The sequence below is a fragment of the Aureimonas sp. SA4125 genome (assembly GCF_019973775.1).
Lineage (GTDB): Bacteria > Pseudomonadota > Alphaproteobacteria > Rhizobiales > Rhizobiaceae > Plantimonas.
This window is the reverse complement of record NZ_AP025032.1, coordinates 1474669-1486578: the sequence shown is the minus strand read 5'-3', so window position 1 is coordinate 1486578 and position 11910 is coordinate 1474669. Positions and strand designations below refer to the sequence as shown.

Below are 11910 nucleotides of genomic sequence, written 5' to 3'. Positions count from 1 at the left end.
CGCCGGGAAAGACAGGGCCGGCGGAGCGCTCAGTTCTGCAGAAGACTGATCATCTCAAGAACCGGCCGCGCGATGCTGACGCCTGCGGCCGCACAGGCGACGGCGTAAGCCGCGGCGAAGAGAAAGAGGATCGCGAAGAGCCGGGTCGGTAGTGCGAGACCATCCTGCGATCTCGTCTCCGTCGGCGGGGGCAGGTGCATCTTCGTCATCGGCGCCACTCCGGTTATCCCGCATGAAGCGTGACGTAGCGGCAGATCGCCGTCGAGGGCTCTCGCCCACCACGTTTCAGTGATGTTTTCCAGCCGTTAAGACAGCTCGAAAAACTCTATCCATCGTCGCTGGGACGCGGGACCGCCGATCAGCCGAACTTGTTCGACTTCGGAAAGCCGTTCGGCACGAGGCGGCCGGCCAGGCCGCGGTCGGTGCGCCACTCGAACAGCTCCTCGGCCGACCGGTGGAAGGAGCGGCCGCCGGCGCCCTGCCAGGTCAGGCCGCCGTCGAGGGCGAAGATCTTCAGGTCGGAGAGGCCGCCGTCCTTGTAGCGCTGCAGCCGGACGCCCTTGCCGCGGGTCATCTCGGGCACCTGCACGAGGGGGAAGACCACCATCTTGCGGTTCTCGCCAACGACGGCGACGGTGTCGCCCTCGACGACGACGGCCAGATGCAGCCGCGTCTTGCCGGCGAGATTGAGAAGCTGCTTGCCCTTGCGCGTCGAGGACAGCATCTCTGCCTCGGAGATGCGAAAGCCATTGCCGTCGGAGGAGACGAGCAGGCGCTGGCGCGTCGGCGAGGCGACGAAGCCGAGGGCGATGTCGGCAGCGTCTTCCAGCTCAAAGGCGAGGCGGATCGGCTCCCCCTGCCCGCGACCGCCGGCGAGCTTGTCGGCTCCCATCGTATAGGCCCGGCCGTCGGTCGAGAGGAAAACCAGCTTGTCCGTCGTCTGGGCGGGGAAGCCGAGCTTCAGTGCGTCGCCCTCCTTGAAGGCGAGGGTCGAGAGATCGGCGACATGGCCGCGCAGCGAGCGCAGGAACCCCTTCTGCGACAGGACGACGGTGATCGGCTCGCGCTCGATGAAGGCGACGTTGAGATCGTCGAGATTGTGGTTGGGCGCGTCGGCGAAATCGGTGCGCCGCTTGCCGAGCTTGGTCTTCTTGGAAAAACTCTTGCCGACCGCACGCACCTCGGCGGCGATCGCCGTCCATTGGCGCTCGTCGGAGCCGAGCAGCGCCTCCTTCTCGGCCTTCTCCTCGGCCAGCGTGTCGTATTCGCGCTTCAGCTCGAACTCCTCGAGCTTGCGCAGCGAGCGCAGGCGCATGTTGAGGATCGCCTCGGCCTGAACGTCCGTCAGCGTAAACGCGGCGATCAGGACGGGCTTGGGCTCGTCCTCGCTGCGGATGATGCGGATCACCTCGTCGAGGTTGAGAAAGGCGATGAGATAGCCGGAGAGGATCTCCAGCCGCCGCTCGATCTGGTCGAGCCGGAAGCGGGCGCGGCGCACGAGCACCTCGCGCTGGTGCGCGAGCCACTCCAGCAGAACCTCCTTGAGATTCATCACCCGCGGAATCTTGCCGCCGGACAGGACGTTCATGTTCAGCGAAATGCGAGTCTCGAGATCGGTCAGGCGGAACAGCGATTCCATCATCAAGGCCGGATCGACCGTCCGGCTCTTCGGCTCGAACACGACGCGCACGTCCTCGGCCGACTCGTCGCGCACGTCGGCCAGAAGCGGCAGGCGCTTGGCCAGAAGGAGGTCGGCGATCTTCTCGATCAGCCGCGACTTCTGCACCTGGTAGGGGATCTCGGTGACGACGACGACATAGCCCCCCCGCCCCTGCTCCTCGCGCTCCCAGCGCGCCCTGACGCGAAAGGAACCGCGGCCGGTGGCATAGGCCTCGCGGATCTGCTCCTGGGTGTCGACGACGATGCCGCCGGTCGGAAAGTCCGGGCCCTGGACAGCCTTCAGCAACCTGTCGAGGCTGGTCTCCCGGTCCTCGATCAGCATCAGCGCCGCTTCGCACAGTTCGGCGGCATTGTGCGGCGGGATGGCGGTCGCCATGCCCACGGCGATGCCCGAGGCACCGTTGGCGAGGAGATTGGGGAAGGCGCCGGGAAGCACGATCGGCTCCTGGTCCTCCTCGTTGTAGGTCGGGCGGAAGTCGACCGCGTTCTCGTCGATGCCGCGCAACAGCAGCGTCGCGACGTCGGTCATCCGCGCCTCGGTGTAGCGCATGGCCGCGGCGCTATCGCCGTCGATGTTGCCGAAATTGCCCTGGCCGTCGATCAGCGGATAGCGGATCGCGAAATCCTGGCTGAGCCGCACCAGCGCGTCGTAGATCGAGGCGTCGCCATGCGGGTGGAACTTGCCCATGACGTCGCCGACGATGCGGGCCGACTTCTTGTAGCCCTGGCCGGGATCGAGACGCAGCACGCGCATGGCGTGGACGATGCGCCGATGCACGGGCTTCAGGCCGTCGCGCACGTCCGGAAGCGCGCGGCCCATGATGGTCGACAGCGCATAGGCGAGGTAGCGCTCCTCGAGCGCGTCCTTCAGGTCGACCGGTTCGATGTCTCCTCCGCCGACCGGCGGATCCGCTGCCTTGCCCATGTCTCGCGTTTAACGGAGGCGCGGGACAAGAACAAGAATGGAACACCGGTTTTCCAAAGGCAATTTGCGGCCCGGACATGCTGCCGCCGCAAAGCTTGATCTGAACTCCCCATTGACGGGGCCCGGCAAGGAGAGGCAAGCAGACTCAGAAGCGGCGATCTGCTCGCCTGGCGCGGCCTGCCGAGTGCTGGCCATATCGGTGAGCCTAGTCGCCACGCATCTTGATGCCACCTGCATCGATCCGGTTCAGCGACAGCCCGCAGCGCAGCCCCCGTTCAACCCCATTTCAAAGGACTCCCTATGACCTCCACGTCCAGTCGCGTAATCGCCAGTCTTGCCTTTGTCCTCCTCGGCAGCTCCGCCGGCCTTGCCGCCGACGCCCAGGCCTTTGGCGACCGGCTGAAGGAACTGGCCGGCCAGAGCGACATGCCGATCAGCTTCACCGCCGCCGAGTCGATCGGCGAAAACGTCATCCTCAAGGGCGTGACCCTTGGCGCCGGCCCCGAGGCCAGCATGATCGGCGACGTGACCTTCGAGAACGTCACGGGATCGACGGCCGAGGGCTGGAACGTCGAGCAGGTCCCGTTCGCCGATTTCAACAAGACCGAAGAAGGCAAGCAGGCGACCGTCACCGGCATGGCAATCAGCGGCCTGCAGCTGGCGGGATCGCAGGGCGCCTCGACGCTGCCGGGCGGCTCGCCGATCTTCTTCGACGAGGCAAGTGTCGAGTCCGTCGCGATCACCGAGGGCGGCAAGTCGCTGTTCAGCCTCAGCGGCACCGAATGGACCAATGCGGTCGAGAGCGGCAGCGGCACCATCACGTCCAACTTCAACCTCGGCGACTTCAGCCTCGACTTCGCGTCGCTGCCGGCGGACGAGACGACGAAGGCGATGCAGGAAGTCGGCTATCCCCAGGTCGCCGGCAGCGGCTCGGTCGAGATGAGCTGGGATCCGAAGAGCGGCGAGCTGAGCCTTGCCCCCTTCGACCTGACGGTGAAGGACGCCGGCAAGTTCAACTTCGCCTACCAGATCAACGGCTACACGCCGTCCTTCGTACAGTCGCTGCAGCAGATCCAGGCGCAGATGGCGGCCGATCCGGCCGGCGCATCGAATTCAGGCATGGCCCTCATCGGCTTGGTGTCGCAGCTCAGCCTCGCTTCGCTCGAAATCGGCTTCGCCGACGATTCCCTGACGAACAAGCTCCTCGACTACTACGCCAAGAAGAACGGCCAGACGCGCGAGCAGCTGATCGACCAGGTGATCGCGACGCTTCCGCCCATGCTCGCCATGCTGCAGAACCCCGAGTTCCAGGGCACGGTGACGACGGCGGTCACGTCCTTCCTCAAGGATCCGAAGTCGCTGACGATCTCGGTCGATCCGGATGCCCCCGTCGCCGCCACGCAGATCATCGGCGCCGCCATGGGCGCGCCGCAGACACTGCCGCAGGTCCTGCAGCTCGAGGTCACCGCGAACGACCAGTAAACGCCGGTCGCTCCCCGTCGTCATGGTGCGAGCCCATGGCGGCGGGGAGCAGGTTACCGGACGGGATCACTCGCCGCGAAGCAGTTCTGGAATTCCATAAATGTACGGCCGGGTGAGCTGACCGATGTCAGTCGCTTGAACTGCGGCCAGCCTTCCAGTCGGTCCATGCGGAAGATGGTTCTCTCCCGCATGGACGAATTGGCACCTTAGAACGGCGAGTCGGGGTAGTAGAACTCCTCGGCGTTCTCCTTCGTCACCAGCGTCGCGTCGAGGATGTAGCTGCCGCGAACGGGGTTCTGGTCGTAGAGCCCGGAAGCCGTCAGTTCCATGGCGGTCGCGATCATCGCGGGGGGATAGAGCACGTTGACGGGCATCATCTTGTCGCCGTCGGCGACCTTCTTGATCATGTCCTTCATGCCGGCCCCGCCGATGACCATCTTGATGTCGGTCCGGTTCGACTGGGTGATCGCCTCGAGCACGCCGACCGCCATGTCGTCGTCCTGGCACCAGACGGCGTCGATCTTCGGATACTTGGCGAGATAGTCCTGCATGACCTTGAAGGCGTCGTCGCGCGACCAGTTGCCGAACTGGCGGTCGAGGACCTTGATGCCGCTGCCCTCGATGCCCTCGTCGAACCCTTTCTGCCGCTCCTCGTCGATGACGATCGGCAGGCCGCGGATGACGACGACGTCGCCCGTGCCGAGCGTGTCCTTCAGATACTGGCCGGCGACGCGTCCGAGTTCGGGGTTGTTGCCGGCGACGTAGAGGTCCTGGATCGTCGGATCGGACAGCGCCCGGTCGACGACGGTGACGAAGATGCCCTTGTCCTTCACCTGGCGGATCGGATCGGTGAGTTCGTCGGAATTGTGCGGCAGGGTGACCAGGGCATCGATGCCCTGGGCGGTCAGGTCTTCCAGGGCATTGGCCTGGCTCGCGCCGTCGGGCGATGTCTTCACGACGATCTTGAGACCGGGATAGCGCTTCTCCAGAATCTCCTTCTCGCGTTCGGCATGGTAGACGACGCCGCCCGTCCAGCCATGATCGGCGGCGGGGATCGATACCGCCATCGTGACCGATTTTTCCTGCGCTTGCGCCGCGACGGAGACGGCGAGGATCGCCGCCAGTGCCAGAATGGATTTCTTCATTGTGTCCTCCCAGACATCGGGGCCTCTTCATCCCGCGCGCGGTCGGCCCCATGCCGCCGTTCGGTAATCAGGCTGCCGGCCCGGCCGGCCAGCCCGAAGTCTAGCGCCGTGCCAGCGAGCGTTGGATCAGCATCGCCACGATGATGATCGCGCCCTGCACCGCGCCGATGAGATATTCGCTGACGAGGTCCGACAGCACCATGATGTTGCCGACGATCTCGAGGATCAGCGCCCCGCAGATCGTGCCCCAGATGCGCCCGACGCCGCCACGCAGCGCGGTGCCGCCGATCACGACGGCGGTGATCGCCTGCAGCTCCCAGAGGAGGCCGGTCGTCGCCGTCGCGGCGCCGAGGCGCGGCACGTAGATGAGAACGGCGATCGCGACGCACAGGCCCTGGATCACGTAGGTCGCCGTGCGCACCCGGTTGACCGAGATGCCGGAGTAGCGCGCCACCTCCTCGTTCGAGCCGACCGCCATGACATGCCGGCCGAAGCGCGTGCGGTAGAGGAGGAAGGCGCCGATCACGCCGACGATCAGGATGGCGATGACCGGGATCGGAATGCCGAGCACGTCGCCGAAATAGACCGGGCGATAGGCAGCGCGCAGCTCCTGGCTCTTCATGGCGATCGAGCCGCCTTCGGCGAGATAGATGGTCAGCGCGCGGAAGATGCCCATCGTGCCGAGGGTCACGATGAAGGGCTCGATCCGCCCGAGCGTCGTCACCAGACCGTTGGCCAGACCGCACAGCGCGCCGGTCCCCAGCGCCAGGATCATCGCCGTCGCGATCATCGCCTCGTTGCCCGACAGCATCGCCGAATTCAGGAACAGGATCATCGTGCCGGCGACGAAGGCCGCCATCGAGCCGACCGACAGGTCGAGCCCGCCCGCCGAGATGACGAAGGTCGCGCCGACCGCGATCACGGCGATGAAGGCGCTGCGGGTGATGACGTTGGTCAGATTGTCGAGGGCGAGGAAATTCGGATTGACGAGCGCGCCGAAGATCATGAGCACGGCGAGCGCCGCAAAGGGGGCGACGGCGCGCAGATCGACGTCGCCGAAGGGCCTGCGGCGCGGCGCGGGTTTCACGGCATCGCTCATGCGCTTTCCGCCACGAGGGCGGCCTCCTTTTCGCTGGCGCCCGTCGCCAGCATGACGATGTCGCGTTCGTTCATCCGCTCGCCCGTCACCTCGCCGGCAATCCGGCCCGCGCGCATCACCAGAATGCGGTCGCAGATGCCGATCAGCTCGGGCATTTCCGACGAGATCACGATCACCGACTTGCCGGCATCGGCAAGGCCGACGATGAACTTGTAGATCTGCTGCTTGTTGCCGATGTCGATGCCGCGCGTCGGCTCGTCGATGACGACCACCTTCGGATCGAGCAGCATCATCTTGGCAAGAAGCAGCTTCTGCTGGTTGCCGCCGGACAGTTGGCCGGCGAGCACGTCGCGCCGTCCGGTGCGGATGTCGAACCGGTCGATCGCGTCGGTCAGCGCCTGCTCCTCCTTCGCCACGTCGACGAGGGAGGCGGCGGTGAAGCGATCGAGGGCGGCAAGGGTGAGGTTGGTGCGCAGCGTCTGGCCGAGCAGCAGGCCTTTGCCCTTGCGGTCCTCGCTGAGATAGACGATCCCGGCGTCCATGCTCTGGCGCGCCGAGGTGAAGCGCACCTTCTTTCCGTCGAGGCGAACCTCGCCCGTCGCGGGCCTGAGGCCGAGCAGGCCCTCCAAGAGCTCCGTGCGTCCCGCGCCGACCAGGCCGGCAAAACCCAGGATCTCGCCGCAGCCGAGGGTGAAGCCTGCGGTCTCGACATAACCCGGAACCGTCATGTCGGACACTTCCAACACCGGCGCGCGGCTGTCGGCGGCCTTCCGTCCGGGGTAGAGTTTGGCGACGTCGCGCCCGACCATCAGTTGCGCCATGTCGGCCGTGCCGATGGCGGCAGCAGGGTGAGTGGCCACCAGCCGGCCGTCGCGCAGCACCGTCACGCGGTCGGCGATCGCCTTCACTTCCGGCAGACGGTGCGAGATGTAGAGAATGCCGACGCCGCGGCTTCGGATCTCGCCGATCACCCTCAGCAGCGCCTCGGTCTCGTGCGGCGTCAGCGACGCCGTCGGCTCGTCGAAGATCACCGCGCGATGCGGCACCAAGAGGGCGCGGGCGATCTGCACCAGCTGGCGCTGGGCGATCGACAGGCGGCGCACGACGGCCTTCGGGTCGATATCGGCGCCAAGGCCTTCGACCGCGGCGCGCGCGCTTTCGTTCATCGCCCGATCGTCGAGCACGAGACCACGGCGGACCTCGCGGCCAAGATGGATGTTCTGGGCAACGGTCAGGTCGGGCGCCAGGAGGATTTCCTGGTGGACGAGCACGATCCCGCGCCGCTCGGCGTCGATCGGGCCAGTCAGACGCACGGTCTCGCCGCCGATGGCAAGCGAGCCCTTCGTCGGCTGCAGGTGGCCGGCAAGGATATTCATCAGCGTCGACTTGCCGGCGCCGTTCTCACCGATCAGCGCATGGACCTCGCCTTGCAGAAGGTCGAGGCTGATATCGTTCAGGACCTCGACCTGTCCGAAGGATTTCGAGACGCCCCGCGCGGCAATGACAGGGCCGGTTGCGAACGGCGGCGCCTGCACCGGGTTCACGCGATGTCGCCGTTAAAAGGACCTGCACAGTCCGTGGTCTGGTGTCGGGATACCGACAGAACCCATGCGTTCCAGGCCCTGCCACCCGACTGGATGGATCGCCGGGCACCTGCCGCATGCGCCGACGCGTCGGCCTTGCCGCAGGACACGGTACTCCCCGCACTCCTGATGACCATCTTTCCTCCCGCCGGCTTTTGCCGATCGCGACGCTTTGCAGCGTCGTCGCCTGTCCTTTTATTCCGGACCTTGGAAAATTGTATCGGGCCGATGGCGGAGTGGCCAGCCCCATCGCGAGGTTGTCATCGCAAATCGTGATCCTGAGGGGATCGCCGTGGCCGAACGGCGGCCGACACCCCTTTTACTTCAAAGGGTTGGATTTACTTCAGAGGGTTGGAGGCGCCACCGCGCTCGAACCGTGACCGCGGCCGGCCAAGCCTAGAGATGCGCCGCATCCGTCTTCGCGTCGCGCCGGCGGCGGTCGATGGCCTCGACGGAATAGTATTCGCGCTTTCTTTCGTACATCGCGGCGTCGGCGCGCTTGACCACCTCCTCGAGGCGCTCGCCCTCGACGCCGGTGGCGCAGCCGATGGAGAAGCTGAGGCGGTTCCCGGCATAGAACTGGTTGTTGATCTCGGTGAGTTTTTCGATCGCGTCGACCATCGCCTGGGCCTCGTCCGCGGCCGTCGCCGGCATCAGCACGCAGAACTCGTCGCCGCCGATCCGGGCCGCGTGGTGCGGCTTCGAGACGGCACCGTTCAGCACCTCGCCGGCGCGGCGCAGCATGGCGTCGCCCGCGGCATGGCCAAGCTCGTCATTGATGGGCTTCAGCCCGTTCAAGTCGGCGATGATGACCGTGACGGGATAGGGGCCCATCCGCTCCAGCCGGTTCAACTCGTCGACGTAGAAGGACCGGTTGTAGAGCCGCGTCAGGACCTCGTGCTTGCCCAGATATTCGAGATAGGCCTCGGCCTTCTTGCGCGCCGTGATGTCGGTCAGCGCAACCTGCACCAGCGTCCAGTCGCGCTCGCGGCCCGGAAGCACCGAGAACTGCATGTGAACGTGGAGCGAGTCGCCGTCCAGCGAGTAGTTCACCACCTCGCGCTGCTGGAAGAGCTTGCCCATCCACAGGTCGATCAGCTGCTCCTTGAAGTGCAGCTCCATCCCGTCGCGGAAGACCTCGCCCAGCCGGCGCAGGAGCGTCGCCTTGTCGGGGGCGTGAAAGAGATCCAGCGTGTGCTGGTTGACGTCGATGACGCGGATCTCGCTCATGCAGCGCGTGACGAATTCCGGATGCACGTCGAGGAAGGTGCGAAAATCGGTGACGCCGCGGTCCCGCACGCCCTCGATGAGGTTCTTGACGGCGGAAAAGTCCTCGACCCAGAGCGATACCGGGGAGTGTTCGAACAGGCCGCGGGCGTAGCTCTCGCTGAGACTCGCGCGGCGTCTGGCATCCTCGCGCTCGGTCACGTCCTCGGTGGCGATCAGGATGCGCGCCCAGTCCTGCTCGTGGCCGGGCAGCATTTGCGCCTTGAGCTGGATGTCCAGTCGGCGACCCGACAGCGTGTGATTGACCGCCTGGCTCGTGAACTCCGACGCTCCGCTCCAGAGCTGGACGAGTTCGTCGACGTGGTTTTCCAGCATCTCGTCGCTGAAGACCTTGTGGAGATTGGCGATGAGATCCGGCAGGTCGGCCGCCTCGAACAGCGCCAGCGTCCGCTTGTTCACCCCCAGCACGCGGATCAGGGCGCTGCATTCGCGCACCCGGCCGCGATCCTCCGCGAGGAAGGCGGCGAGATCGGTGACGCCAGCCTGGCGCCACATGTCGAACTTCGCGCTGATACCGGACCAATCCTCCAGCCACAGCGGCACCGGGGCCATGTCAAAGTCGAAGGCCGGCTCGTCAGACCCCACGGCCGGCGGGGTGACGCTCTCCATGGTCGGATCCTGCTTCATATCATGCCGTCCGTTGCGCGCCGACGAGGCCTCGCCCAAGCTGTTCGCCTGCCCGACGCCCGTCAATAAAGCTCCTAGTCTGGTTAACTTACCATGACGACAAGCCGCGACGAAAGCGATTGCCGCGGCGCAGGCCCCGACCTGACTCAGGTCGGCTTGGCCGTCGGCGCGACGCGGATGCCGAGTTCCTTCAGCTGGGCCGGCGATGCCTCGTTCGGCGCGGCCATCAACAGGTCGTAGGCCTGCTGGTTCATCGGGAACATGGTGATCTCGCGCAGGTTCTTGACGCCGCAGAGCAGCATGACGATGCGGTCGACGCCCGCCGCCATGCCGCCATGCGGCGGGGCGCCGTACTGGAAGGCGCGGTAGAGCCCGCCGAAGCGCTGCTCGACCTCCTCGCGCGAGTAGCCGGCGATCTCGAAGGCCTTCACCATCGTCTCCGGCTGCTGGTTGCGGATGCCGCCCGAGGCGATCTCGAAACCGTTGCAGACGATGTCGTACTGGAACGCCTTCAGCGACAGCGGATCCTGCGTCTCAAGCGCCTCCATGCCGCCCTGTGGCATCGAGAACGGATTGTGCGCGAAGTCGACCTTCTTGTTGTCCTCGTCCCATTCGTAGAAGGGGAAGTCGATGATCCAGGCGAGCTTGAACTGGTCGCGGTCGACGAGATCGAGCTCCTCGCCGACCTGCGTGCGCGCCGCGCCCGCGAAGGACACGAAGGTCTTCGGCTTGCCGGCGACGAAGAAGCAGGCGTCGCCCGTGGACAGGCCGAGCTTTTCACGCAAGCCCTCGGTGCGTTCGGGGCCGATGTTCTTGGCGAGCGGGCCGGCGCCGGCGACCGCGCCCTCCTCCTCGCGCCAGAAGATGTAGCCGAGGCCCGGCTGCCCCTGCCCCTGCGCCCAGGAGTTCATCCGGTCGCAGAAGGCGCGGCCGATCGCATCCTGGCCGTCCTTGCGCTTGGCCGGGATCGCCCAGACCTCGACCTCGGAATCGGCCGCGATCATGCCGGCGAAGACCTTGAAGCCGGAGCCGGCAAAGGCGTCGGTGACGGCCTGCATCTCGATCGGGTTGCGCAGGTCCGGCTTGTCCGAGCCGTATTTGCGCAGGGCTTCGGCATGCGGGATGCGCTGGAAGGTCTGGCTGACCGGCTTGCCGTCGGCGAAATCCTCGAACACGCCGCGGATCACCGGCTCCATGGTCTGGAAGATGTCCTCCTGCTCGACGAAGCTCATCTCGACGTCGAGCTGGTAGAACTCGCCCGGCAGGCGGTCGGCGCGCGGGTCCTCGTCGCGGAAGCAGGGCGCGATCTGGAAGTAGCGGTCGAAGCCCGACATCATGATCAGCTGCTTGTACTGCTGCGGCGCCTGCGGCAGGGCATAGAACTTGCCCTGGTGGATGCGGGACGGCACCAGGAAGTCACGCGCGCCTTCGGGCGACGAGGCCGTCAGGATCGGCGTCGAGAATTCGGTGAAGGCGCTCTCCGTCATCCGCCGGCGCATCGCCGCGATGATCTGGGTACGGCGCATGATGTTCCTGTGCAGCGTGTCGCGGCGAAGGTCGAGAAAGCGGTAGGTGAGCCGGACGTCCTCGGGATAGTCCAGCTCGCCGAACACCGGCAGCGGCAGTTCCTTCGAGGCCGACAGGATCTCGATGTCCTCGGCGAAGAGCTCGACCGCGCCGGTCGGCAGTTTCGGGTTCACCGTCTCGGGGCTGCGCGCCTTCACCGTGCCGGTGATCTTCACCACCCATTCCGAGCGGATCGTCTCGGCGGTCGTGAAGGCGGGCGAATCGGGATCGACGACGATCTGCGTCAGGCCGTAATGGTCGCGCAGATCGATGAACAGCAGGCCGCCATGGTCGCGGACGCGGTGCGCCCAGCCGGAAAGCCGGACCGTCTCGCCGACATGGGTCTCGCGGAGGGCGGCGCAGGTATGGCTGCGGTAGCGGTGCATGGCGTTTCTTCCTGGCTTTTCGTCAAGGGCGCGCGGGGTGGCGCGCGGGATCGCTCGGCGCGCTGATCCGGCGCGCTGAGGCTGCCGGTTCGATATCGCGGGAAAAGCGCACGGGACCCCCGCGCTGTCA

The 11910-nt window shown here is 66.2% G+C and carries 8 protein-coding genes; 1 reads left to right on the top strand and 7 read right to left on the bottom strand.

Annotated elements, in window-relative coordinates:
* Nucleotides 1-29: 29 nt before the first annotated feature.
* The gene (locus tag Sa4125_RS06775) at nt 30-209 is read right to left on the bottom strand and encodes a hypothetical protein (RefSeq protein ID WP_224005150.1); all 180 of its coding nucleotides are present in this window, start codon (nt 207-209) and stop codon (nt 30-32) included.
* Between the two features lie 149 nt (nt 210-358).
* On the bottom strand, nt 359-2605 hold the full coding sequence (gene parC / locus Sa4125_RS06770) for a DNA topoisomerase IV subunit A (RefSeq protein WP_224005148.1): 2247 nt from the start codon (nt 2603-2605) through the stop codon (nt 359-361).
* A 300-nt stretch (nt 2606-2905) separates the two neighbouring features.
* On the opposite strand from parC, the gene Sa4125_RS06765 reads away from it, so the two are divergent.
* Nucleotides 2906-4087, top strand: coding sequence for a hypothetical protein (locus Sa4125_RS06765; RefSeq protein ID WP_224005146.1), 1182 nt, complete (start codon nt 2906-2908; stop codon nt 4085-4087).
* A gap of 206 nt (nt 4088-4293) precedes the next feature.
* Here the strand turns inward: Sa4125_RS06765 and Sa4125_RS06760 are convergent, their stop codons facing one another.
* The 5 genes from Sa4125_RS06760 to aspS all read right to left on the bottom strand — a co-directional run bounded on the left by Sa4125_RS06760 (nt 4294) and on the right by aspS (nt 11780).
* Nucleotides 4294-5232: a substrate-binding domain-containing protein gene (locus Sa4125_RS06760; protein ID WP_224005143.1), complete on the bottom strand. Its 939-nt coding sequence runs from the start codon at nt 5230-5232 to the stop codon at nt 4294-4296.
* A 100-nt stretch (nt 5233-5332) separates the two neighbouring features.
* On the bottom strand, nt 5333-6331 hold the full coding sequence (locus Sa4125_RS06755; RefSeq protein WP_224005140.1) for an ABC transporter permease: 999 nt from the start codon (nt 6329-6331) through the stop codon (nt 5333-5335).
* Nucleotides 6328-7866 (bottom strand): sugar ABC transporter ATP-binding protein, encoded by a 1539-nt coding sequence (locus Sa4125_RS06750; RefSeq protein ID WP_224005137.1) that lies wholly within the window; start codon nt 7864-7866, stop codon nt 6328-6330. Before Sa4125_RS06750 ends, Sa4125_RS06755 begins: the two co-directional genes overlap by 4 nt.
* A 444-nt stretch (nt 7867-8310) precedes the next feature.
* Nucleotides 8311-9810, bottom strand: a complete 1500-nt coding sequence (locus tag Sa4125_RS06745) for a sensor domain-containing diguanylate cyclase (RefSeq protein ID WP_224007601.1) — start codon at nt 9808-9810, stop codon at nt 8311-8313.
* A 164-nt stretch (nt 9811-9974) separates the two neighbouring features.
* Entirely contained in the window at nt 9975-11780 is a 1806-nt protein-coding gene (aspS, locus tag Sa4125_RS06740; protein ID WP_224005134.1) for an aspartate--tRNA ligase, read from the bottom strand.
* Nucleotides 11781-11910: the final 130 nt, after the last annotated feature.